A 24,149-nucleotide genomic window follows, 5' to 3' on the forward strand; every position below is an offset into this window, starting at 1 on the left:
TTCGCGGCACGCCCACGCATCCAACGAACCGCGAGATCACTGATAGGGACGGAAGCGCGTGGACCTGTTCGAGTACCAGGCGAGGGACCTCTTCGCCAAGCACGATGTACCGGTGCTGGCCGGTGAAGTCATCGACACGCCTGAGGCGGCGCGCGAGATCACCGAGCGGCTCGGCGGCAAGTCCGTCGTCAAGGCGCAGGTGAAGGTCGGTGGTCGTGGCAAGGCCGGCGGCGTCAAGCTGGCCGCCTCCCCGGACGAGGCCGTCGCTCGTGCGACGGACATCCTCGGCATGGACATCAAGGGCCACACGGTCCACAAGGTCATGATCGCCGAGACCGCTCCGGAGATCGTCGAGGAGTACTACGTCTCCTTCCTCCTCGACCGTGCCAACCGCACCTTCCTGTCCATCGCCTCCGTCGAGGGCGGCATGGAGATCGAGGAGGTGGCGGCCACCCGCCCGGAGGCCGTCGCCAAGACCCCGATCGACCCGATCGACGGTGTGGACGAGGCCAAGGCCCGCGAGATCGTGGAGGCCGCCAAGTTCCCGGCCGAGGTCGCGGACAAGGTCGTCAACGTCCTGGTCAAGCTGTGGGACACCTTCATCAAGTCGGACGCCCTCCTCGTCGAGGTCAACCCGCTCGCGAAGGTCGCCTCCGGTGAGGTCCTCGCGCTCGACGGCAAGGTGTCGCTCGACGACAACGCCGAGTTCCGTCACCCCGAGTACGAGGCGCTCCACGACAAGGCCGCGGCCAACCCGCTCGAGGCCGCCGCCAAGGAGAAGAACCTCAACTACGTCAAGCTCGACGGCGAGGTCGGCATCATCGGCAACGGCGCCGGTCTCGTCATGAGCACCCTGGACGTCGTCGCGTACGCCGGTGAGAAGCACGGTGGCGTCAAGCCCGCCAACTTCCTGGACATCGGCGGTGGCGCCTCCGCCCAGGTGATGGCGAACGGCCTGGAGATCATCCTGGGCGACCCGGACGTCAAGTCCGTCTTCGTGAACGTCTTCGGTGGCATCACCGCCTGCGACGAGGTCGCCAACGGCATCGTGCAGGCCCTGAAGCTCCTGGAGGACCGCGGCGAGAAGGTCGAGAAGCCGCTCGTCGTCCGTCTCGACGGCAACAACGCCGAGCTGGGCCGGAAGATCCTCACGGACGCCAACCACCCGCTGGTGCAGCGCGTCGACACCATGGACGGCGCGGCCGACAAGGCCGCCGAGCTGGCCGCCGCCAAGTAAGCACGAGGACGAGGACTCAAACCACCATGGCTATCTGGCTCAACAAGGACAGCAAGGTCATCGTCCAGGGCATGACCGGCGCCACCGGCATGAAGCACACCAAGCTCATGCTCGGTGACGGCACGAACGTCGTGGGCGGCGTGAACCCGCGCAAGGCGGGTCAGACCGTGGACTTCGACGGCACCGAGGTACCCGTCTTCGGCACCGTCAAGGAGGCCGTCGAGAAGACCGGCGCCAACGTCTCCGTCATCTTCGTGCCGGAGAAGTTCACCAAGGACGCGGTCGTCGAGGCCATCGACGCCGAGATCCCGCTGGCCGTCGTGATCACCGAGGGCATCGCCGTGCACGACACGGCCGCCTTCTGGGCGTACGCCGGCAAGAAGGGCAACAAGACCCGCATCATCGGCCCGAACTGCCCCGGCATCATCACCCCGGGCCAGTCGAACGTCGGCATCATCCCGGGCGACATCACCAAGCCGGGCCGCATCGGCCTGGTGTCGAAGTCCGGCACGCTGACGTACCAGATGATGTACGAGCTGCGGGACATCGGCTTCTCCACCGCCGTCGGCATCGGTGGCGACCCGATCATCGGCACCACGCACATCGACGCCCTGGCCGCGTTCCAGGACGACCCCGACACCGACCTGATCGTGATGATCGGTGAGATCGGCGGCGACGCCGAGGAGCGCGCGGCCGCGTTCATCAAGGAGAACGTGACCAAGCCGGTCGTCGGTTACGTCGCGGGCTTCACCGCGCCCGAGGGCAAGACCATGGGCCACGCCGGCGCCATCGTCTCCGGTTCGTCCGGCACCGCCCAGGCGAAGAAGGAGGCCCTGGAGGCCGCGGGCGTCAAGGTCGGCAAGACCCCGACCGAGACGGCGAAGCTGGCCCGGGAGATCCTGAGCGCCTGAGCTTCCCCTTCGCGCAGACCGGCAGGCCCGTTCCCCCGCCCGGGGGCGGGCCTGCCGGCGTTCGCCGGAGCGTCACCGCTCACTTCGGCTCCGGTGCCAGTCTCTCCGGCCCGCTCGCCTGCGACCGGTGGAGCTTCGTCCGCAGTTGCTGCTCCTGCCGGGAGAGCGGGCCCAGCCCGGCCGGTGGGGGAACGCCCTGCACCGCCTGGGCGGGTGCGACCGGGGCCTCGTAGCGCGTCGGTGCGGTGCGCAGCGTGAGCGTGGTCGCGCCGATGATCGTCACGGTGAAGGCGATGGCCGCGCGGGTCCAGAAGACGTTCCGCCGTTCGGAGCCGGTGCGTACCGTCGTCGGCTTCTCCGCGCGCAGCCGCTCCCTGGAGGCCAGTTCGAGCATGCGGCGGTGCAGCTTCTCCGGATCGGCCAGTTCCGGCAGCAGTGCGGCCACCGCCTCCCGGGCGTGGATCAGCCGGTTCGCCGCGGCCGGTGTGCTCGCCTCCGTCTCCGCCGCCGTCTCGGGAAGGTCGAGGCCCACACCGTCGTACAGCACGAGCGTGCGCCGGTACGACGCCGGCAGCCGGAGCAGGGCGTTCAGCAGGGCTTGGTCGGCCGGGTCGGCGGGCGGGGGTTCCGGAGAGCGGTAGCGGGGGCGGAAGCGGTGCCAGGGGGAGAGCGCGCAGTCGTACGCGACCGCCCGTACCCAGCCGGCCGGGTCACGGTCCCGGGCCACCTCGGGCCAGCGCTGCCAGGCCAGCTGGAAGGCCCGTTCCACGGATTCGCGGGCCAGCTCCCGGCGCCCGGTGAGCAGATAGGTCTGGCGCACAAGGGCGGGGGCGCAGAAGGCGTACAGCGCGTCGAAGGCCTGAGCGGGAGTCAGCGAGGGTGCCTGTCCGGCCGTCAGACGCGCTGTGGCCGCAAGGTTCTGAGGGGCTGTCGGCTCGGGACTCTGTGTCGTCACGATGCACCCTTCTGTACGAAAAAGAACATAAACGTATATTGAGCGACACTTCGGAGGTTCGCCTGTTACGACGGGAAAGCGCGTGTCGTTGGGAGCATGGCGAGCGTGATCCCGATGACCGTTCGCCGCTCCTCGACGTCACCCCTGGCCCACCGGATGCGTGACCGCTCACCCGGACTCGGCGCGAGCCTGCTGGGCGGTGCCGTCGCGGCCGGACTGGGCCTCGCCTCGTTCGCCGTGCTCGTGATGGTGCTGTGGGTCAGCTCGCCCTATCCGGACGACGGACCGGACGGCGCGCTGCACATCGCCGCCGCTCTGTGGCTGCTGGCGCACGGAGTGGAACTGACCCGCACCGGTACCCTCTCCGGCGCGCCCATGCCCGTCGGCGTCACCCCGCTGCTGCTGCTCGCCCTGCCGCTGTGGCTGCTGTTCCGGGCGGCGCGGGACGCCACCGACGCGCCCACCGAACCCGACGGCCCGCCGCCGGTGCGGGCGCGTACGGCGTGGACGGGTGTGGTCCTCGGCTACCTGGGCGTCGGCACCGCCGCGGCCCTGTACGGCTGTCGGGGTGAACTGCGCCCGGAGTGGATCTGGGTGACGGTGTGTCTGCCGCTGGTCGCGGCGGGCGCGGCCGGTGCCGGGGTGTGGTCGGCGTACGGCCGCCCGCACGAGCCGGTGCTGCGCGCCCTGGTGGTGGTGCCGGGACCGGTGCGGCGGCTGGTGTTCGGCACGGACGAGTGGGCACGGCTGAGCGCGGCCGTGCGCGCCGCCGGTGCCGCGACGACGGTGCTGTTCGGGGGTGGCGCGCTGCTGGTCGGGGTGTCACTGGTGTGGCACGGCGAGCTCGCGCGGGCCTCCTTCGTCCAGCTGACGGGGGGCTGGACGGGACGGTTCGCCGTGCTGCTGCTCGGTATCGCGCTGATCCCCAACGCGGCCGTCTGGGCCGCCTCCTACGCGCTCGGCCCCGGCTTCCTCCTCGGCGCCGGACACCTTGTCCACCCCCTCGCCTCCGACCCGGCCCCGCTGCTGCCGCCGTTCCCGCTGCTGGCAGCGGTCCCGGACCCGGGCGCCGGTACGCCGGGGAACTGGGCGGCGGGGGTGGTGCCGGCGGTGGCCGGGATGACGGCGGGGTGGTTCGTGGCGCGGGCGGCCGTGCGCCGGCCGGAGGCCGGGGGACCGGCGCGGGCCCGCTGGTCGGCCGGCCGTACCGCCGGGGTGGTGCTGCTGACGGCACTGGTCTGCGCGGTGGCCCTCGCCCTGCTCGCCGCGCTGGCGGGCGGTTCCCTGGGCGTCGCCGCGCTGTCCCGCCTCGGCCCGCCGTGGTGGCGGACCGGGGGCGCGGCCGGGGCCTGGACGCTGCTGTTCGCGCTGCCGGTGGCCCTGATCGCCCGGGCCTGGCGGCTGCGCACCTGGCCCCGGCGCCACGACGGCGCCCCGGGCCCGGAGGCGGGGGCCGCGGCCCCGAGGGGGGCGCAGCAGGGCGGCAAGGGGGCGGTGACACCGGCGGCCGGAGCGAAGGGCGGTGCCGGACCGGTGACGCCGGCGGTCGCGGCGAAGGCGGGGCAGACGGGGGAAGGGGCGGAGTCGGGGGCCGCGGGAGACACCGGGGTGGTGGCGACCGGGGGCCGGGGCGCGGGCGGGGCGGCCGGTGGGGCCGGGCACGGCGAGGCTCGGCCGGCCCTGGCCGACGGCGGTACCGGGAGCGGGGACCTGGCGGGCGGGCTCAAGGCGCGGGGCCGGGGCGAGGACGGCAGGGCGGGTACGGCGGCTCGGGCGGGGGCGGTTTCCGCTGCGGCCGGGGCGGAGGAGGAGGACCGGTACGAGGTGCTTCCCGCCGCCGACGCGTTCCCGACCTCGTACCCGGCTCCGGCTCCCGCGCCGGTCCGGAGTCCGCTCCCGGCTCCGGGCCCCGCGCCGGTCCCGCGTCCGGTCGCCGAGCCGTTCGCCGGGGGCCGGCACGACGACGGTGCCCGCGCCTCCCGCCGGGCGGCCCTGGAGCAGGCGGCGGGAACTGCGGAGAAAGCGCGCGAGGCCGCGCGCGAGGCCATGCGTGAGAACGCCCCCGGGGGCGCCGTCCCCGACACCGCACCCCGGCCGCGCACGGAGTCACACGCCGGGACGCGCCCCGAGGCACACCCTGGCGCGCACGCCGGGCCCCGGCCGGAACCGGACGCCGGCGGGCGCCCCGGGCCCCGCACCGGAACGAGCCCCGGCCCCGGCCCGAACCAAGGCCCCACCCCTCGGCCGGGCTCCTCCGGGTGAGCGGCTCAGCTGTTCTGCGTGCCCAGCACGCCCCGCAGCTCACGGGGCAGCAGGGTGTCGCAGGACTGCTTGGCCTCGTGGGTGAGGGCGTCGCTGACGCAGGTGTAGTAGTCGCGGTAGACGAGCTGGACGGTGAAGGTGGAGGCCACCAGGACCAGCGCCAGGCCCGCCGTGACCAGGCCGCTGACGGCCGCCGTCGTCTGCGGCCGGCCGGCCGGGGCGGCAGGCCCGCCGGGGGCCGCCGGAGCGTCCGGGGACGGCCGGCGCGGCTTGGCGCGCAGGGCGCTGATGCCCCAGTACAGGGCGAGCGCACCCAGCAGCAGGGCTACGTAGGGCCAGCTGAACAGGGCGAAGAAGACCGCCCACATGCCGGAGAGCAGGGCGTACCGCGCGCGGCGCTGGGCCGGGTCCGTCGGGTCCCAGCGCATGCCGGAGCCGGCCGGTCCGCCGGGGCCCTGGGGACCGCCGCCCGGGCGTTCGCCGAAGTTGCCGGGCGAGCGGCCGGGCTGCCGGTCACTCCACTGACTGCCCCAGGGAGCGTGGCCACCGGGCCCCTGGCCGCCGCCGGGTCCCTGTCCGGGAGCCTGACCCGGACCCGGGCCGTACCCCGGACCCTGACCGCCATGCCCGGACCCCGGGCCACCCGGGCCCTGACCGGCACCCTGACCCTGGCCATGTCCGTGCCCGGTGCCGGACGGGTCCCCGTGATGACGGGGCCGCCACGGCTGGTCGGGAACGCCCTCCGGCGGCGGCGCGAACGGATTGTCGTCCTGCCGCTCACCGCCCGGCCCGGAGCCGCCCGAACCGGAACCACCGTGCCCGGAACCACCGTGCCCGGAGCCGCCCCACCCGGAGCCGCCCGAGCCATCGTGTCCCGGGCCTCCCTGACCGGCGCCCCCTTGGCCGGAACCATCCCGTGGCGACCCCGTGGGCGGCGAGGTCGGGCGCTCCCGCAGCAGTGCGGCGCCACGCTCGCCCCCCTGGGCCGGGCGCGGCGGGAACGTGAGGAGTCGCAGGCTGCGATCGGGCATCAAAAGAGCGTCTTCCCCTAGGTGACTACGGCTGTCCGGCATGAGCTTCCACCCCGTGAACGCACCGCACGACGACCCGGTTCCCGAGGCTGCTCCTTCGTGACTCCTTGCGAACGCTACCGTCCGGCCGCCCACCCGTCCCGAGGGCCCCTTCCCCGGTGCCGGTATCGTTGCTGGCGGTCGGCCGCTTCGTAGACTTCCCCGTATCAGGGGGCGTGAAGCATTCGTACGACTGTACAAACCCGCCGTACGGATCCGGCCGTACACGGACCGCAACCCCAGAAAGGGCCCCATCGTGGCCGCCACCACCGCCGGCCCGGCAGTCAAGCGCCTCGTCGTGCTGGTCTCCGGCTCCGGCACCAATCTCCAGGCGCTGCTGGACGAGATCGCCGCCGTCGGCGCCGAGGCGTACGGCGCCCGGGTCGTGGCCGTCGGCGCGGACCGCACCGGCATCGAGGGGCTGGCCCGCGCCGAACGCGCCGGCATCCCCACCTTCGTGTGCAGGGTCAAGGACCACGGCTCCCGCGAGGAGTGGGACGCCGCCCTCGCCGAGGCGGTGGCCGCTCACCGGCCCGACCTCGTCGTCTCCGCCGGGTTCATGAAGATCGTCGGCAAGGAGTTCCTCGCGCGGTTCGGCGGGCGGTTCGTGAACACCCACCCGGCCCTGCTGCCCAGTTTCCCGGGGGCCCACGGAGTCCGTGACGCGCTCGCGTACGGCGCCCGGGTCACCGGCTGCACCGTCCACTTCGTCGACGACGGCGTCGACACCGGCCCGATCATCGCCCAGGGCGTGGTCGAGATCCGGGACGAGGACGACGAGAGCGCGCTGCACGAGCGCATCAAGGAAGTCGAGCGAAGGCTGCTCGTCGAGGTCGTGGGGCGGCTCGCCCGCAACGGCTATCGCATCGAGGGACGAAAGGTAGTTATCCAGTGACCGCCGAGAGCAACAAGCGGGCCATCCGTCGCGCGCTCGTCAGCGTCTATGACAAGTCCGGCCTGGAGGAGCTGGCCCGCGGGCTGCACGAGGCCGGTGTGGAGCTGGTCTCCACCGGGTCGACGGCCGGGCGGATCGCCGCCGCCGGTGTCCCCGTCACCAAGGTCGAGGAGCTGACCGGCTTCCCCGAGTGCCTGGACGGCCGGGTGAAGACCCTGCACCCGAAGGTGCACGCCGGCATCCTCGCCGACCTGCGGCTGGACAGCCACCGCGAGCAGCTCGCCGAGCTGGGCGTGGAGCCGTTCGACCTGGTCGTCGTCAACCTCTACCCGTTCCGCGAGACGGTCGCCTCCGGTGCCTCGGACGACGAGTGCGTGGAGCAGATCGACATCGGCGGCCCGTCCATGGTCCGCGCCGCGGCCAAGAACCACCCGTCGGTGGCCGTGGTCACCAGCCCGGAGCGGTACGCCGACGTCCTCGCCGCGGTGAAGGACGGCGGCTTCGACCTCGCCGCCCGCAAGCGGCTGGCCGCCGAGGCGTTCCGGCACACCGCCGAGTACGACATCGCCGTCTCCTCCTGGTTCGCCTCCTCCTACGCGCCCGCGGACGACTCGCGGTTCCCGGACTTCATCGCCTCCAGCCTGGAGCGCGCGCACACCCTGCGCTACGGCGAGAACCCGCACCAGCCCGCCGCCCTCTACACCTCCGGCGAGGGCGGCCTCGCGGCGGCCGAGCAGCTGCACGGCAAGGAGATGTCGTACAACAACTACACGGACACGGACGCCGCCCGCCGTGCCGCGTACGACCACGCCGAGCCCTGTGTCGCGATCATCAAGCACGCCAACCCGTGCGGCATCGCCATCGGCGCGGACGTCGCCGAGGCGCACCGCAAGGCGCACGCCTGCGACCCGCTGTCCGCGTTCGGCGGGGTCATCGCCGTGAACCGTCCGGTCAGCAAGGAGATGGCCGAGCAGGTCGCGGAGATCTTCACCGAGGTCATCGTGGCGCCGGACTACGAGGAGGGCGCGCTGGAGGCCCTCACCAAGAAGAAGAACATCCGCGTGCTGCGCTGCGCCGACGGCCCGGCCCAGCCGGTCGAGGTCAAGCCGATCGACGGCGGCGCCCTCCTCCAGGTCGCCGACCGGCTGCAGGCCGAGGGCGACGACCCGGCCCGCTGGACGCTGGCCTCCGGCGAGGCCCTGGACGCGGACGAGCTGGCCCAGCTCGCGTTCGCGTGGAAGGCGTGCCGTGCGGTGAAGTCCAACGCGATCCTGCTGGCCAAGGACGGCGCCTCGGTCGGCGTCGGCATGGGCCAGGTCAACCGCGTCGACTCCTGCAAGCTGGCCGTCGAGCGGGCCGGCGAGGAGCGGGCCCGGGGTGCCTACGCCGCCTCCGACGCCTTCTTCCCCTTCCCGGACGGCCCGCAGATCCTCATCGACGCCGGTGTCCGGGCGATCGTCCAGCCGGGCGGTTCGATCCGTGACGAGCAGGTCGTGGAGGCCGCCAAGAAGGCGGGCGTGACCATGTACTTCACCGGGACGCGCCACTTCTTCCACTAGCCGCACCCGCGCCTTGGCCGAGTCCCGCCCGTCCCCGACGGGCGGGACTCGGCCGTATCCGGACGCCACCGTTTCAGTCCATCGTGGTCAGGTACGTGCTCCGGCGCGCACCATGCCCGCCCCGCTGCCGGTCGGCTCCCGGGTGCGCGGCGGGGCGAAGCCCACCGGTGCGGCCCCGTCGGCCGCCGGGAACGACACCGGGCCGCACCCCGTCCGGGCGGACGGAACGCGGCCCTGGTGTGTCGGACGCGGCGCGGCTCAGTACTGCGGACGGTTGAACCAGGAGCCGCCGGCCTTGTTGGCGCAGAACACGATGATGAGGATGCTCAGCACCAGGCTGATCAGCGCGAGGAAGTTGCCGCCCAGCAGGTTCACCAGGCTGATCAGGGTGACCACCGAGCCGTAGACGATCGCCGAGACGCGGGCGCCGCCGCGTCCGCCCGCGAACTTGACGGCGGTGAAGATCGCCCAGAAGGCGAAGGCCAGGACGATGACGCCCAGGACGATCATCACGCCCACCCCGATGCTGGCGGCCTTGTCGGCGTCCGTCGACGAGACGCTGCCGTCCGACGAGATGGCGTCGCGGATCCGGTCGGCGAACAGGGCGCTGCCCAGGACCAGCAGCAGACCGCCGAGCGCCTGGCAGACGCCCAGGATCCAGAGGAACACGCGCGCGGCCTTCACTCCGCCCGGCATCTCGGCGGGCCCCGCCGGGTAGCCGTAGCCGGGCTGCTGGAACCCGGGGGCCGCCGGGTAGCCGTAACCGGGCTGCTGCTGCGGGTAGCCGTAGTTGCCCTGCTGGCCCTGCTGGCCCTGCGGCGGGCCGTAGGGGTTGTTGGGGTCGCCAAAGCTCATGGCGGTCTTCCTCCGTCTGCTCAAGTGCGGGGACGACGCGCGGCACGGTTCGGAGGAAGTTCTACAGATGCGGTCCGTCCCCCCGGTACTGCCCGCGGCACTGTCCGGTCATCGTTCTTTAACAGCCTCTTACTTGTCCAGCCGGGGGCGTCAGGCGTTGTGCAAGTGCAACATCGCTGATCATGCCGTGACACCCGGATTGGAACCGGGGCCGGGTCATCCGCGAGGATGGGACCATGACCGCCCAGATTCTCGATGGCAAGGCCACCGCAGCCGAGATCAAGTCCGATCTGACCGCCCGCGTGGCGGCGCTGAAGGAGAAGGGCGTCACGCCCGGACTCGGCACGATCCTGGTCGGGGACGACCCCGGCAGCCAGAAGTACGTCGCCGGCAAGCACCGCGACTGCGCCCAGGTGGGCATCGCCTCCATCCAGCGCGAACTGCCCGCCACCGCCTCCCAGGAGGAGATCGAGGCGGTCGTCCGCGAGCTGAACGAGGACCCGGCCTGCACCGGCTACATCGTCCAGCTGCCGCTGCCCAAGGGCATCGACGAGAACCGCGTGCTGGAGCTGATGGACCCGGCCAAGGACGCCGACGGCCTGCACCCGATGAACCTCGGCCGCCTCGTGCTGAACGAGCCGGCCCCGCTGCCCTGCACCCCCAACGGCATCCTCACCCTGCTCCGCCGCCACGGCGTGGAGATCAAGGGCGCCGAGGTCGTCGTCGTCGGCCGCGGCGTCACCATCGGCCGCCCGATGCCGCTGCTGCTCACCCGGCGCAGCGAGAACGCCACCGTCACCCAGTGCCACACCGGCACCCGCGACCTCTCCGCGCACCTGAAGCGCGCCGACATCATCATCGCCGCGGCCGGCTCCCCGCACCTGATCCGCGCCGAGGACGTCAAGCCGGGCGCGGCCGTCCTGGACGTCGGCGTCTCCCGCAACGCCGAGGGCAGGATCGTCGGCGACGTCCACCCGGACGTGACCGAGGTGGCCGGCTGGATCTCCCCGAACCCCGGCGGCGTCGGCCCGATGACCCGGGCCCTGCTGCTGGTCAACGTGGTCGAGGCGGCGGAGCGCAGTGCCGGCTGAGGACACCCGCGGGCCCGCGGAGCCGACCGTGCGCGACGCGATCAGCGCCCCCGACGCCGAGGGGCGCCCGCGCCGCGTCACCCGCCGCTTCCCGCTGTTCACCAGGGACACCGCACGCCCCGAGGGCGGCGGCCGGGCCGCGCCCGGCGACGCCCCGGCGCCCGCCCGGCAGTGGCCCCTGCTCGTCGTGCTGTCGGCGGTGGCGCTCGGCCTGCTGCTGACCGCGCTCGGCGTGTTCCGCTACGGCACCCTGCTGATCGGCGCCGGCCTGCTGGCCGGGGCCGTCATGCGCTGGATGCTGCCCGGCGTCGGCATGCTCGCCGTCCGCTCCCGCTTCACGGACATCGTCACCTACGGCGTCCTCGGCCTGGCCATCGTGCTGCTCGCGATGATGGCCCAGCCCGACCCGTGGCTCCAGATCCCGTTCCTCAAGGACACCCTGCACTTCACGCTCGACAAGTAGCGCGCACGGTACGGCAGGTGGCCCGCGTCTCCCCCGGGGACGCGGGCCACCGCCGTCCCCCGGCCCCGACACTACGGCCGTCCGCCGCGCACCGCCTCCGCCCCCGGGCCGAACCGCCCTGCCACCCCAGGGGGTACGGCGACCGGGGGCTGCAACTTCCGCGGTACCGCGCGCGATTGACTCCCGGGTCCGGCCGCGCGGGTTACCCTGCGGCGATGCGACCGAGGACCCCCCGCCCGCTCGTCGTCGACACGCTGATCGCGGTGGCCATGGCCGTGGTGGCCGTCCTGGTCGGGCAGGAGTCACAGTCGCAGGGATGGCTGGAACTCGACGCCCGTGCCTACGCCCTCGTCGCCCTCGCCCACCTCCCGGTCGCCCTGCGCGGCCGCCGCCCCCTCGCCGTCTTCGCGGTCGTCGAGACCGCCGCCACCTGCTACATCAGCCTCGGCTACTGGCCGGTCGTGTGCACCTTCGGCGCCATGCTCGCCCTGTACACCGTGGCCTCCGTCCGCCCGCCGCGCACGGCCCTGGCCTGCGCCGCCTGCGCCTCGGCGATCTGGGTGTACGCCGGCCTGGTCAGCCACAGCCCCTCCATGCCGTCCGTGGTCGGCCAGGCCCTGCTCTACAGCTCGGTGCTCGTCTGGTTCGGGTACCTGGCGCGCCGCAGCGCCGAACTCACCCTGCGGCTGCGCGCCGAACACGCCGAGCGGGCCCGCCGCGCGGTCGCCGAGGAACGCGGCCGGATCGCCCGCGAACTGCACGACGTCGTCGCCCACCACATGTCGGTCATCTCGGTGCAGGCCGGCCTCGCCCGGTTCGTCTTCGACACCGACCCCGCCAAGGCGCGCGGCGCGCTCGGCACCATAGCCGACACCAGCCGCGAGGCCCTGGACGAACTGCGCCGCATGCTCCAGGTACTGCGCGAGGAGGACCCCGAGGCCCCGCAGCGGGCCCCCATGCCCACCCTGGCCCGGCTCGGCGAACTCGTCGACCGGGTCAGGACCGGTGGCCTGCCCGTGGACCTCCGGGTCGAGGGCACCGCCCGCCCGCTGCCGCCCGGTGTCGAACTGTGCGCCTACCGCGTCGTCCAGGAGGCCCTCACCAACGCCCTCAAACACGCCGGGCCCGCACACGCGCGCGTGGAACTGCGGTACGGAGCCCACGAGCTGACCGTCCGCGTCACCGACGACGGCGAGGGGGCGGATCCGGACAGAATGCCCACAGGGGGCGGTCACGGCTTGATTGGCATGCGGGAGCGGGCCACGCTCTACGGCGGGACGATCAGTGTCGGCCCACGCACCGAGGGCGGCTACGAGGTCCGGTTGACCCTGCCGACCTCGGCCGCCGAACGCGACCGCGGGGCTGCGCGGGAGGCGGAGCGGTAGGGACGGGACACGGCCGGGGGGACGACCGTACGGAATGATCAGAGTGCTCGTCGTGGACGACCAGTTCCTCATCCGCGCCGGACTCGTCGGCCTGCTCGACGCCGCGCCCGGCTTCGAGGTCGTGGGCGAGGCGAAGGACGGCGAGCAGGCCGTACGGCTCGCCGCCGAGACCCGGCCCGACGTCGTCCTCATGGACATCCGGATGCCCGGCGTGAACGGGATCGAGGCCACCGAACGGATCCTCGCCGAGGCCGCCGAACGGCCGCCCCGGGTCCTGGTGCTGACCACCTTCGACCTCGACGAGTACGTGTACGGCGCGCTGCGCGCCGGTGCCTCCGGTTTCCTGCTGAAGGACTCCGGCCCCGAGCGGCTGCTGGCGGCGGTCACGGCAATCGACGGCGGGGACGCCCTGTTCGCCCCCAGCGTCACCCGGCGCCTGGTGGAGGCCTTCGCCCGCCAGCAGGCGCCCGCCGACACCGCGCCACCGCCCGACCTGGGCGTGCTCACCTCCCGCGAGGTGGAGGTCCTCAGGCTCACCGCCCGGGGCCTGTCCAACCTGGAGATCGCCGACCGCCTCTTCATCAGCGAGGCCACCGTCAAGACCCACCTCAACCGCACCATGACCAAGCTCGGTCTCGGCAGCCGGGCGCAGGCGGTGGTGCTGGCGTACGAGACGGGGCTGGTCACCCCTGGCGGTTGACCGCCGCCCTGGCATCCTTTTGGTCAGCGCGTACCGCGCGACCTGCAAGGAAGACGGGGGAAGAGGGGAAGAGGGGGTAGGCGATGCCTCGGTGGAAAGCCCTGCCGGAGGATCTGGACCCGCAGATGAGGGAGTTCACCGTCCGGTTGCGGCAACTGGCCGACCGCGGTGGCCTGAACACGGCGGCCCTGGCCGACCGCACGGGCTACGGCAAGACGTCCTGGGAGCGCTATCTGGGCGGCCGGCTCCTCGCCCCGAAGGGCGCGGTCATCGCCCTCGCCGAGGCCACGGGCGCCGACCCCGGCCCCCTGACCGCCCTGTGGGAAAGGGCCGAACGCTCCTGGACCCGGGCGGAGTCGGACGACGACCACACGCTCCAGGCCATCGACATCACCGGCTCCCGGGCGGCCCTGGGCGACCTGGCCCACCCGACGAAGAAGACGGCACCCGTACCCGCACCGAAACCGACGGCCCCGACTGGCGGCGCCGGGACGCGCGGCGGAGCGACCGGGAGCCGGGCCGGGGGGCCGGCTGACGTTGCGTCCGGGGGCGCGTCCGCGGGAGCGGCCGGTGTGGCCGGGGTCAAGTCCGCGCGGCCGGCCGGCGCAGCGGCCGGGAGCAGGGCCGCGGGGGCCGCCGGGGGCACGTCCGTCGGTGTGGCCGGGAGCGTGTCCGGGGGGTCGGGCGGCCGGAAGGGTGCCGGTGCGGGTGAGGGCGGTGGCCTCGCGGCCGCGCTGGGGATCGCCGGTCCCGCCGCTGTCCCGCCGAAGATCCCGGCCCAGCCGACCGCCTCGGAGGCCCCCGGAAACCGCGCCGGCGCGCGGGACGGCACGGGCACCGGCGGCGACGGGGACGGCGGCGACGGCTCGGCCACGGCGGGGGAGAGCGGCCGGGGTACGGCGCCGGACACCGGCCCGGACGCCGGCCCGGACGCCGGTGACGGCACCGGCACCGCGTCCCCCGCTGACGGCACCGGCACCGCGTCCCCCGCTGACGTGAGCGCGACGTCCCCCGCTGATTCCCGTACCGCGTCCGGCGATGACGATCCGCCCGTCAAGAACTCCTGGGGAGTGGCCGGTTACCGGGGTCCGTCGAAGGCGAGCGCCCGGCCGGGCCCGGCGCGGACTCCGCCCTCCTCGCCCCCCAGCCCGGACACGCCCGCCCGGACCCCGGGCCCGACTGCCGGAGCACCGGGCGCGCCCGCCCGGTTCCCGGACGCCGCCGGCGGAGGCCCGAACACCTCCGTCTGGCCCCCGGGCCTCACCGTCAGAACCCCGGCCGTGCCTCCCCGCACCCCGGGCCCCGCCGCAGGTGCCCCGACCACCGCCCTCCGCACCCCGGCCACCCCCGGCCGCACCCCGGGTATCCCCGGCGGAGCCGCCGGAGGCCGGCGGTGGTCCGTGCACCGGCAGCAAGTGGTGATGTTCTTCGCGGGACTCGTCGGGGTCGGCGTGCTCATCGCCGGGGTCTTCTTCCTCACCCATCGGGACGGGACGGACGCGGGTGCCCGTAGGTCACCCTCTCCGTCCGCCCCGGCACGGCCGAGCCCGCCCCCCGGCGTGAAGTGTGTCGGCGCCTCCTGCACCGGCAAGGACGCGGAGACCATGGGGTGCAGCGGCGACCTGGTGAGCACCGCGAAGACCGCCACCGTCGGCACCACCACCCTGGAGGTCCGCTACAGCAAGGTGTGTGGCACGGCCTGGGGCCGGATCACCAGCGGCGCACCGGGCGACACCGTACGGGTGACCGTGGGCAAGGTCCGCCAGACGGGTGACATCACCGCCGTGGGAGACACCATCGGCTACACCCCGATGGTCGCCGTGCACGACCCGGCACAGGCCACGGCCTGCGCCACGCTCGCCTCGGGCGAGACCGGCTGCACCGACTGAGCGCGGCGGCCGGGGGCGGCGGGGCGGAAGAAGCGGAAGGGGAATTTCCGGAGGCGGCGCATACCCGGCCGAATCCTGGGCACGCGACCGGTGTTCCCCCCACGGGAGTCCGGCACGCCGGCACCCCCACCGGCGGCCGTCTCCGTCCCTCCCTCTCCCGGACGGACGGCCGCCTTTTCGCACCCCTCCGCACCGCGCCCGGCAGGTGATACGTCCCCCTGATCCCCTTGTGGGGTGAGCCACACAGCCCCGGACGTCTCACCTGCCGGATGCGCGATAGCCTGACCGCTGGATCTCTCTTGACGCCAAGAGATCGATCATCCGCCCGGGGCAGGGACGCCCCACCGCCAGCTGTCATACGGAGAACGCCATGACCCGCACTCCCGTGAACGTCACCGTCACCGGCGCGGCCGGCCAGATCGGTTACGCCCTGCTCTTCCGCATCGCCTCGGGCCAGCTGCTCGGCGCGGACGTGCCGGTCCGCCTGCGCCTCCTTGAGATCACCCCGGCCCTCAAGGCCGCCGAGGGCACGGCGATGGAGCTGGACGACTGCGCCTTCCCGCTGCTCCAGGGCATCGACATCACCGACGACCCGAACGTCGCGTTCGACGGCGCCAACGTGGCCCTGCTGGTGGGGGCCCGTCCGCGTACCAAGGGCATGGAGCGCGGTGACCTGCTGGAGGCCAACGGCGGCATCTTCAAGCCGCAGGGCAAGGCCATCAACGACCACGCGGCGGACGACATCAGGGTCCTCGTCGTCGGCAACCCGGCCAACACCAACGCGCTCATCGCGCAGGCCGCCGCCCCGGACGTCCCGGCCGAGCGCTTCACCGCGATGACCCGTCTGGACCACAACCGCGCCCTGACCCAGCTGGCGAAGAAGACGGGCAGCAGCGTCTCCGACATCAAGCGGCTCACCATCTGGGGCAACCACTCCGCCACCCAGTACCCGGACATCTTCCACGCCACGGTCGCCGGCAAGAACGCCGCCGAGGTCGTGAACGACGAGAAGTGGCTGGCCGAGGAGTTCATCCCGACCGTCGCCAAGCGCGGTGCGGCGATCATCGAGGCCCGTGGCGCGTCCTCCGCCGCCTCCGCCGCCAACGCCGCGATCGACCACGTCCACACCTGGGTCAACGGCACCGCCGACGGCGACTGGACCTCCATGGGCATCCCGTCGGACGGCTCCTACGGCGTCCCGGAGGGCCTGATCTCCTCCTTCCCGGTCACCTGCAAGGACGGCAAGTACGAGATCGTCCAGGGCCTGGACGTCAACGAGTTCTCCCGCGCCCGCATCGACGCCTCCGTCAAGGAGCTCGAGGAGGAGCGCGAGGCGGTCCGCGGCCTCGGCCTCATCTGATCCGACGTGGTGCGACCCGGCGCCGGTGCGCTATAGTTGATCACGCACCGGCCGCCGGAAAACCCGGCACCAGGTGATGCGTTGGTGGTCCAAGGAAAGACGCCCCGCTTCCTGCGGGGAGATGCAGGTGCAAGGCCTGCCCGGCGCTCCATGTACGAGGTCCCCTTCCGCGACGGCGGAGGGGGACCTCGTTCGTTGTCCCCCTCCCTGCCCTCCCGCGCGGCCTTGCACGGGAACTGACGCCCCGTCGGTCAGGTCCGTCCCAGTGCGCGCTGGAGTTCGGAGAAGTCCACGGACTGCGCCGGGGCCGGAGTGGCGGACGGGACCGGCTCGTCGTAGCCCGTGAAGGTCAGGTCCTGGTCGGTGCCGGCGCCCTGGTGCGTGGCCCGGACCAGGCGGTGCGGGCCGGCCGCGGTGACGTAGAGGGTGATCCTCCTCCCGTCGTGCTCGGTGCCGGTCAGCGGGATCACCTTCGTGCCGCCGATCCTCGTCTCCTTGCCCTCGGTCAGCGCGGTGTCCGGGGACGACTCGGCGGCGGCCTCCTTCTGGAAGGCGGCCAGGTCGCAGGTGCCGGACAAGCCCCGCAGCGCGCCCTGCTTCGTGGAGCCGTGCAGATAGCGGTTCTTCAGACGCGCGACCACGGCATCGCCTTGGTGGTCCGGCAGCTGCGCCTTCCAGAACGCGGTGTCCGGCTTCATCCACACCTGGTCGCCCCGCTTGACCAGGGCGACGCTGCCGCCGCCGTCGCCCATGACCAGCCTGCCCACGCAGTTGCCGCCGCGGTCGAGCGCCAGCTCCAGCGAGGCCGGGGCGCTCCGGTCGTCACGGGCACGGTGATCCGTGAACCTGACGCGCACCGAGCGTGCCCTGAGCAGATGGCCGCGGGCCTCGTCCGCCAGGGCGCGGGCGCTCGGGCCGTCGCGGGCGGGGGTCTGCGGGCCGCCGGAACCGGAACGTGCCGCGGCCGGCGGAGCGGGTGCCGTGGCGGTCGGAGCGGAAGCCGTGGCGGGCGCGGCGGGGGCCGTATCCGGCAGTGCGAGCGGGGTCAGCAGGGCCGCGGTGATGCTTGCCCCCGCACAGAGTCGCGATCCGTGAGCCATCGCGCCACCTTCCGACGCCCCTTCTCACCCTACGTTTGTCGCTTTTCAGCCGCATTTTCAGTGACGCAGCGCACTTTCGGCCACCGATTGCGCATGCGACGCACGGCCCCCGGGCAGGCGGCGACGGTCCCCAGCCGAGACGGCTCCGTCACGCAGGGGAACGGATCAGAAACGGAAGGCAGCACCGATCATGGCGGACAGAACGGAACGACACGGCCGCGCGACCATCCATGCGGGCGGCGAGTGGCTGGCGGCGATCTCCGGCGCGACCCGGGAGATCCTCGACCCCGCGGACGCCCGGCCGTTCGCCGTGGTCGCCGAGGGCGACGAGAAGGACGCCGAACGCGCGGTGGCCGCCGCCCGGCACGCCTTCGACGAAGGGCCCTGGCCGCGCACCCCGGTCGCCGAGCGCGCCGCCCTGCTGCGCCGGGTCGCCGACCTGCTGGTGCGCGACCGCGAGGAACTCGGCCTGCTGGAGAGCCGGGACGCGGGCAAGACCGCCGAGGAGGGCCGCGTCGACATCGACTGTGTCGCCGACGCCTTCCGCTACTTCGCCGACCTGGTCGCCGCCGAGGCCCCAGGCCGGGTCGTCGACGCGGGCTCGCCCGACATCCACAGCGTGGTCGTCCACGAGCCGGTCGGCGTCTGCGCGCTGATCACCCCCTGGAACTACCCGCTCCTCCAGGCCAGCTGGAAGGTCGCCCCGGCGCTCGCCGCCGGCAACACCTTCGTGATCAAGCCCAGCGAGATCACCCCGATGACCACCATCGCGCTGATCGAGCTGCTGGCCGAGGCCGGCCTGCCCGCGGGCGTGGCCAACCTCGTCACCGGCCCCGGCCACACGGTCGGCGCCCGGCTCGCCGAGCACCCCGACGTCGACATGGTCTCCTTCACCGGCGGCCTGGTCAGCGGCACCAAGGTCGCCCAGGCCGCCGCGCCCACCGTCAAGAAGGTCGCCCTGGAACTCGGCGGCAAGAACCCCAACGTGGTCTTCGCCGACGCCTGCGCCACCGAGGAGGGCTTCGACACCGCCGTCGACCAGGCCCTCAACGCGGCCTTCATCCACAGCGGCCAGGTCTGCTCGGCCGGCGCCCGCCTCATCGTCGAGGAGCCGGTCAGCGAGCGCTTCGTCGCCGAACTCGCCCGCCGCGCCGCGAAGATCCGCCTGGGCCGCGGCACCGAGGAGGGCGTCGAGTGCGGCCCGCTCGTCTCCGAGCAGCAGCGCGCCAAGGTCGAGGCGTACGTCGCCTCCGCGCTCGAAGAGGGCGCCGTACTGCGCTGTGGCGGCAAACGGCCGGAACCGTTGCCGCAGCGCCCCGAGGGTGGTTACTTCTACGAGCCGACCGTCCTCGACGCCTGCCACCGCGAGATGCGGGTCGTCCGCGAGGAGGTCTTCGGCCCGGTCCTCACCGTCGAGACCTTCCGCACCGAGGAAGAGGCCGTCCGCCTCGCCAACGACACCGAGTACGGCCTCGCGGGCGCCGTCTGGACCCGTGACGCCGGCCGGGCCCGCAGGGTCGCCGCCCGGCTGCGCCACGGCACCGTCTGGATCAACGACTTCCACCCCTACCTGCCGCAGGCGGAGTGGGGCGGCTTCGGCAGGAGCGGCACCGGCCGCGAGCTGGGCCCCGCCGGCCTCGCCGAGTACCGCGAGACCAAGCACGTCTACCAGAACCTCGCGCCCGAGCCGGTGCGCTGGTTCGCCGGCTGAGCCCCGTCCCGCAAGCAGTACGTCCCCACCTGGAGCAGCATCCCCATGTCCCACACCACCCACGTCTACGACTACGTCGTCATCGGCGGCGGCACGGCGGGCTCCGTCATCGCCTCCCGCCTCACCGAGGACCCCGACGTCACCGTCGCCGTCATCGAGGGCGGCCCGAGCGACGTCGGCCGCGACGACGTCCTCACCCTGCGCCGCTGGATGGGCCTGCTCGGCGGCGAGCTCGACTACGACTACCCGACGGTGGAACAGCCCCGCGGCAACTCCCACATCCGGCACAGCCGCGCCCGCGTCCTCGGCGGCTGCTCCTCGCACAACACCCTCATCTCGTTCAAGCCCCTGCCCTCCGACTGGGACGAGTGGGAGGAGGCCGGCGCCAAGGGCTGGGGCGCGGTCCCCATGGAGGCCTACTTCGCCCGCCTCAAGAACAACATCGTCTCCGTCGACGAGAAGGACCGGAACGCCATCGCCCGCGACTTCGTCGACGCGGCCCGGTCGGCGCTCGGGGTACCCCGCGTCGAGGGCTTCAACCGCGAGCCGTTCACCGAAGGCGTCGGCTTCTTCGACCTCGCCTACCACCCCGAGACCAACAAGCGCTCCTCGGCGTCCGTGGCGTACCTGCACCCGGTGATGGACGAACGCCCCAACCTCCGCATCTTCCTGGAGACCTGGGCGTACCGGCTGGAGCTGGACGGCACCCGCGCCGAGGGCGTCCGCGTGCGCACCAAGGACGGCGAGGAACTGCTGGTCCGCGCCCGCGAGGAGGTCGTCCTGTGCGCGGGCGCCGTCGACTCCCCGCGCCTGCTGCTCCACTCGGGCATCGGCCCCGCCGGGGACCTCGAGGCGCTCGGCATCCCCGTCGTCCACGACCTGCCGGGCGTCGGCGAGAACCTGCTCGACCACCCCGAGTCGGTCATCGTCTGGGAGACCCACGGCCCGATCCCGGAGAACTCCGCGATGGACTCCGACGCGGGCCTGTTCGTGCGCCGTGACCCCGCGCACGCGGGCCCGGACCTGATGTTCCACTTCTACCAGATCCCGTTCACCGACAACCCGGAGCGCCTCGGCTACGAACGCCCGCGCTACGGCGTCTCGATGACCCCGAACATCCCCAAGCCGAAGAGCCGCGGCCGTCTCTACCTGATCAGCGCCGACCCCGCCGTCAAGCCGGCGCTCGACTTCCGCTACTTCACCGACGAGGACGACTACGACGCGCGGACCCTCGTCGACGGCATCCGCATCGCCCGTGAGATCGCCAGGACCGAGCCGCTGGCCGGCTGGCTCAAGCGCGAGGTCTGCCCCGGCCCCGAGATCCTCGGCGACGCCGAGCTGAGCGAGTACGCCCGCAAGGTCGCGCACACCGTCTACCACCCGGCCGGCACCTGCAGGATGGGCGCCGCCGACGACGAACTCGCCGTAGTCGACCCCGAGCTGAGGATCCGGGGCCTCGAAGGCATTCGCATCGCCGACGCGTCCGTCTTCCCGACCATGACCGCCGTGAACCCGATGATCGGGGTGCTCATGGTCGGGGAGAAGGCCGTCGACCTGATCGGAGGTGACCGATGAGTCTCACCGTCCCCACCCGCAAGCCGCCCACCACGACCGAGTCCGTCTTCTCGGTGTCCGGACTGTGGAAGGTGTTCGGCCCCCGGCCCGAGCGCGTCCCCGAGGACCCCGCACTCGCCGCGCTGACCCCCGGCGAACTCCGCTCCCGCACCGGCTGCACGGCCGCCGTCCGGGACGTCTCCTTCGACGTCCGCAAGGGCGAGGTCTTCGTCGTGATGGGCCTGTCCGGCTCCGGCAAGTCCACCCTCGTCCGCTGCCTGACCCGTCTGATCGAACCGACGGCGGGCACGATCGCCATCGACGGCGAGGACGTCCGCGCGATGGACAAGGCCCGTCTGCGCGAACTGCGCCGGCACCGGGCCGCGATGGTCTTCCAGCACTTCGGCCTCCTCCCGCACCGCACGGTCCTCGACAACGTCGCCTACGGCCTGGAGATCCAGGGCGTCGGCAAGTCCGAACGCCGCGATCGCGCCGCCGAGTTCGTCGCCAAGGTCGGCCTGGGCGGCATGGAGAAGCGCCGCCCCGGCCAGCTCTCCGGCGGCCAGCGCCAGCGGGTGGGCCTCGCCCGGGCGCTGGCCGTGGACCCCGAAGTGCTGCTCTTCGACGAGCCGTTCAGCGCGCTGGACCCCCTCATCCGGCGCGACATGCAGGACGAGGTCACCCGCCTGCACCGCGAAGAGGGCCGCACGATGGTCTTCATCACCCACGACCTCACCGAGGCCCTCAAACTCGGCGACCGCATCGCCCTGATGCGCGACGGCCAGGTGGTCCAGCTGGGCACCCCCGAGGAGATCGTCGGCGACCCGGCCGACGACTACGTCCGCGAGTTCGTCCGGGACGTACCGCGCGAACAGGTGATGACGGCACGCACCGCCATGCGGCCGCTCTGCCCGGACGACACGGAGACCGGCCCGGCGATCCGCCCGGAGGCCACGGTCGCGGAGGCCATCGAGGCGGTGGCCCGGGCCGGCGAACCGGCCCGCGTGATGGACAAGGGCCGCTGCCTCGGCGTCGTGGACCACGAGCGGCTGCTCGGCGTGGTCGCGGGCGTGGGCGCCGCGGCGGCAGGCGGCGCACCCGACGCGGCCGCGCGCGGTCGTGCCGCCAGGACGGCGCCCGTCCCGCAGCAGCCGGCACCCCGCCGGCGCGGGCGAGCGCCCCAGTCCCCGGCGAGCACCGCCCCGGAGGCCGTCTGATGGCAACGCTCACCGTCCCGACCTCCGGCACGGGCAAACCCCGCGTCCTCAGAAGCCGGGCCGCGGGCAAGCTTCTCCTGCTCGCGCTCCTCACCGCGGTCCTCCTGCCGCTCCTCGACCGCTGGGGCAACGGTTCCTGGCCGCACGCGCTGACCGTCCACCTCGACAAGCCCCTCACCGCCGCCAGCGACTGGGTCATCGACAACCGGGACAGCCACCCCCTGTTCCTGTACTTCTTCGGCTACGTCAGCAACGCCGTCATCTGGGCCGTACGAGCCGTCTACCTCACCTTCCTCGCCGCCGGCTGGGCAGGCGTGACGGCCTTCGCCGCGCTGCTCGCCTGGCGCGTGGCCGGTGTCCGCCTGGCCGCCGGCGCGGCCGTCGCCTTCCTCGCCTGCGGCGCCCTCGGCATGTGGGTGCCGACCATGCAGACCCTCGCGCTGATGGTCGTGGCGGTCCTCGCCTCCGTCGCCGTCGGCGCGCTCCTCGGTCTCGCCGCCGGTCTCTCCGACCGCCTGGACCGCGCCCTGCGCCCGGTCCTGGACACCATGCAGGTGCTCCCGGCCTTCGCCTACCTCCTCCCCGTCGTCCTGGTCTTCGGCATCGGCGTCCCCGCGGCCGTCCTCGCCACCGTCGTCTACGCCGCCCCGCCGATGGCCCGCCTCACCGCGCTCGGCCTGCGCGGTGCCGACCCCGAGGTCCTGGAGGCCGTGGAGTCGCTCGGCGCGACCCGTCGCCAGCGGCTGCTGACCGCCCGCATCCCGCTGGCCCGCAGGGAACTCCTTCTCGGCCTCAACCAGACGATCATGATGGCGCTGTCCATGGCCGTGATCGCCGCCGTCATCGGCGCCGGCGGCCTCGGCGACCGCGTCTACCAGGCCCTCGCCTCGGTCGACGTCGGTGCCGCCCTCGCGGCCGGCATCCCGATCGTGCTGCTCGCGGTCGTCCTGGACCGCGTGACCGCCGCCGCCGGGGACGGCACGACCCGGCCCCGCACGATCGGCTGGCCGTACGCCCTCGCCGTCACCGTGGCCGTCGCCCTCGCCACCCGCCTCCTCGGCGCGCCGGACTGGCCCGGCGGCTGGACCCTGGGCATCGCCGAGCCGGTCAACCGGGCCGTCGACTGGATGACCGCCCACCTGTACTCCGGCGTCCCGGTCGTCGGCGGCACCGCCGACTGGGCGGGCCACTTCACCACCTGGGTCCTGGACCCCGTACGCGACGGCCTGCAGTGGCTGCCCTGGTGGTCGGTGCTGCTCGTCGTCGCCGCCCTGGCCTGGCTGATCGGCACCTGGCGCACCGCGCTGACCGCCGTCCTCGCCATGGCCGCGATCGGTGTCCTCGGCGTCTGGGAGCCGTCGCTCGACACCCTTTCCCAGGTGCTGGCCGCCGTCGCCGTCACCCTCGTCCTGGGCTTCGCGACCGGCATCGCCGCCGCCCGCAGCGACCGCGTCGAACGCGTCCTGCGCCCGGTCCTGGACGTCTTCCAGACGATGCCGCAGTTCGTGTACCTGATCCCGGTCGTCGCCCTGTTCGGCGTGGGCCGCGCCCCCGCCGTCGCCGCGGCCGTCGTCTACGCCCTGCCGGCCGTCGTCCGGATCACCGCGCAGGGTCTGCGCCAGGTCGACCAGGCCGCGCTGGAGTCGGCGCGCTCGCTGGGCGCCACCGGCCGCCAGCAGCTGTGGCAGGTCCAGCTACCGCTGGCCCGGCGCGCGCTGCTGCTCGCCGTCAACCAGGGCGTGGTGCTGGTCCTCGCCGTCGTCATCATCGGCGGCCTGGTCGGCGGCGGTGCCCTCGGCTACGACGTCGCCTTCGGCCTCGCCCAGGGCGACCTGGCGACCGGCCTGGTCGCCGGTGCCGCCATCGTCTGCCTGGGCCTGATGCTGGACCGGGTGACCCAGCCGACCGAGCGGCGCCCGAAGAAGGGAGCCTGAC

The 24,149-nt window shown here is 73.4% G+C and carries 19 protein-coding genes; 15 read left to right on the forward strand and 4 right to left on the reverse strand.

Going from position 1 to position 24,149, the window contains the following annotated elements:
* The first annotated feature begins 58 nt into the window (after positions 1 to 58).
* Together sucC and sucD are read left to right on the forward strand one after the other, a co-directional pair.
* The gene (gene sucC / locus AB0947_RS03810) at positions 59 to 1,237 is read left to right on the forward strand and encodes an ADP-forming succinate--CoA ligase subunit beta (protein ID WP_171153557.1); all 1,179 of its coding nucleotides are present in this window, start codon (positions 59 to 61) and stop codon (positions 1,235 to 1,237) included.
* 26 nt (positions 1,238 to 1,263) lie between these two features.
* Positions 1,264 to 2,148 (forward strand): succinate--CoA ligase subunit alpha, encoded by an 885-nt coding sequence (sucD, locus tag AB0947_RS03815; protein ID WP_014674472.1) that lies wholly within the window; start codon positions 1,264 to 1,266, stop codon positions 2,146 to 2,148.
* Positions 2,149 to 2,227: 79 nt separating this feature from the next.
* Here sucD and AB0947_RS03820 read toward each other — a convergent pair whose 3' ends face one another.
* Positions 2,228 to 3,103, reverse strand: a complete 876-nt coding sequence (locus AB0947_RS03820) for an RNA polymerase subunit sigma-70 (RefSeq protein WP_366748627.1) — start codon at positions 3,101 to 3,103, stop codon at positions 2,228 to 2,230.
* Between the two features lie 96 nt (positions 3,104 to 3,199).
* Here AB0947_RS03820 and AB0947_RS03825 point away from each other — a divergent pair, with 96 nt between their 5' ends.
* Positions 3,200 to 5,365 carry a DUF6350 family protein gene (locus tag AB0947_RS03825; RefSeq protein ID WP_366748628.1) on the forward strand — a complete coding sequence of 722 codons (2,166 nt, stop codon included), beginning with the start codon at positions 3,200 to 3,202 and terminating at the stop codon, positions 5,363 to 5,365.
* Between the two features lie 5 nt (positions 5,366 to 5,370).
* On the opposite strand, the gene AB0947_RS03830 is transcribed toward AB0947_RS03825, so the two are convergent.
* On the reverse strand, positions 5,371 to 6,396 hold the full coding sequence (locus AB0947_RS03830; protein ID WP_366748629.1) for a hypothetical protein: 1,026 nt from the start codon (positions 6,394 to 6,396) through the stop codon (positions 5,371 to 5,373).
* 295 nt (positions 6,397 to 6,691) lie between these two features.
* Here AB0947_RS03830 and purN point away from each other — a divergent pair, with 295 nt between their 5' ends.
* Together purN and purH are read left to right on the forward strand one after the other, a co-directional pair.
* Positions 6,692 to 7,330 (forward strand): phosphoribosylglycinamide formyltransferase, encoded by a 639-nt coding sequence (gene purN / locus AB0947_RS03835; protein WP_366748630.1) that lies wholly within the window; start codon positions 6,692 to 6,694, stop codon positions 7,328 to 7,330.
* Entirely contained in the window at positions 7,327 to 8,889 is a 1,563-nt protein-coding gene (purH, locus tag AB0947_RS03840; protein ID WP_366748631.1) for a bifunctional phosphoribosylaminoimidazolecarboxamide formyltransferase/IMP cyclohydrolase, read from the forward strand. The genes purN and purH overlap by 4 nt, the downstream gene beginning before the upstream one ends.
* A gap of 258 nt (positions 8,890 to 9,147) precedes the next feature.
* Here purH and AB0947_RS03845 read toward each other — a convergent pair whose 3' ends face one another.
* Positions 9,148 to 9,744, reverse strand: a complete 597-nt coding sequence (locus AB0947_RS03845) for a hypothetical protein (protein WP_366748632.1) — start codon at positions 9,742 to 9,744, stop codon at positions 9,148 to 9,150.
* Between the two features lie 236 nt (positions 9,745 to 9,980).
* Here AB0947_RS03845 and AB0947_RS03850 point away from each other — a divergent pair, with 236 nt between their 5' ends.
* From AB0947_RS03850 to AB0947_RS03875, 6 genes are all read left to right on the forward strand, one after another.
* Positions 9,981 to 10,835, forward strand: a complete 855-nt coding sequence (locus AB0947_RS03850) for a bifunctional methylenetetrahydrofolate dehydrogenase/methenyltetrahydrofolate cyclohydrolase (protein WP_366748633.1) — start codon at positions 9,981 to 9,983, stop codon at positions 10,833 to 10,835.
* The gene (locus AB0947_RS03855; RefSeq protein ID WP_366748634.1) at positions 10,825 to 11,298 is read left to right on the forward strand and encodes a DUF3017 domain-containing protein; all 474 of its coding nucleotides are present in this window, start codon (positions 10,825 to 10,827) and stop codon (positions 11,296 to 11,298) included. The genes AB0947_RS03850 and AB0947_RS03855 overlap by 11 nt, the downstream gene beginning before the upstream one ends.
* Before the next feature lie 215 nt (positions 11,299 to 11,513).
* A complete protein-coding gene (locus AB0947_RS03860; RefSeq protein ID WP_366748635.1) occupies positions 11,514 to 12,683 on the forward strand; it encodes a sensor histidine kinase in 1,170 nt (389 codons plus the stop codon).
* A 34-nt stretch (positions 12,684 to 12,717) separates the two neighbouring features.
* Complete coding sequence (locus AB0947_RS03865) at positions 12,718 to 13,383, forward strand: response regulator transcription factor (RefSeq protein ID WP_366748636.1); 666 nt, start codon at positions 12,718 to 12,720, stop codon at positions 13,381 to 13,383.
* 83 nt (positions 13,384 to 13,466) lie between these two features.
* Positions 13,467 to 15,272 carry a DUF2690 domain-containing protein gene (locus AB0947_RS03870; RefSeq protein ID WP_366748637.1) on the forward strand — a complete coding sequence of 602 codons (1,806 nt, stop codon included), beginning with the start codon at positions 13,467 to 13,469 and terminating at the stop codon, positions 15,270 to 15,272.
* Between the two features lie 370 nt (positions 15,273 to 15,642).
* Positions 15,643 to 16,632, forward strand: coding sequence for a malate dehydrogenase (locus tag AB0947_RS03875; protein ID WP_366748638.1), 990 nt, complete (start codon positions 15,643 to 15,645; stop codon positions 16,630 to 16,632).
* A 251-nt stretch (positions 16,633 to 16,883) separates the two neighbouring features.
* Here AB0947_RS03875 and AB0947_RS03880 read toward each other — a convergent pair whose 3' ends face one another.
* Positions 16,884 to 17,732: a hypothetical protein gene (locus tag AB0947_RS03880; protein WP_366748639.1), complete on the reverse strand. Its 849-nt coding sequence runs from the start codon at positions 17,730 to 17,732 to the stop codon at positions 16,884 to 16,886.
* Between the two features lie 190 nt (positions 17,733 to 17,922).
* Between AB0947_RS03880 and AB0947_RS03885 the strand changes: the two genes are divergently transcribed.
* The 4 genes from AB0947_RS03885 to AB0947_RS03900 are packed head-to-tail and all read left to right on the forward strand — an operon-like array spanning position 17,923 to position 24,148.
* Positions 17,923 to 19,443: an aldehyde dehydrogenase family protein gene (locus tag AB0947_RS03885; protein ID WP_366748640.1), complete on the forward strand. Its 1,521-nt coding sequence runs from the start codon at positions 17,923 to 17,925 to the stop codon at positions 19,441 to 19,443.
* Between the two features lie 45 nt (positions 19,444 to 19,488).
* Positions 19,489 to 21,018 carry a GMC oxidoreductase gene (locus tag AB0947_RS03890; protein WP_366748641.1) on the forward strand — a complete coding sequence of 510 codons (1,530 nt, stop codon included), beginning with the start codon at positions 19,489 to 19,491 and terminating at the stop codon, positions 21,016 to 21,018.
* The gene (locus AB0947_RS03895) at positions 21,015 to 22,214 is read left to right on the forward strand and encodes a glycine betaine/L-proline ABC transporter ATP-binding protein (RefSeq protein WP_366748642.1); all 1,200 of its coding nucleotides are present in this window, start codon (positions 21,015 to 21,017) and stop codon (positions 22,212 to 22,214) included. The genes AB0947_RS03890 and AB0947_RS03895 overlap by 4 nt, the downstream gene beginning before the upstream one ends.
* Positions 22,214 to 24,148, forward strand: coding sequence for an ABC transporter permease subunit (locus tag AB0947_RS03900; RefSeq protein ID WP_366748643.1), 1,935 nt, complete (start codon positions 22,214 to 22,216; stop codon positions 24,146 to 24,148). The genes AB0947_RS03895 and AB0947_RS03900 overlap by 1 nt, the downstream gene beginning before the upstream one ends.
* Position 24,149: the final 1 nt, after the last annotated feature.

This window comes from Streptomyces sp. NPDC047841 (assembly GCF_040704085.1).
GTDB lineage: Bacteria > Actinomycetota > Actinomycetes > Streptomycetales > Streptomycetaceae > Streptomyces > Streptomyces argyrophylli.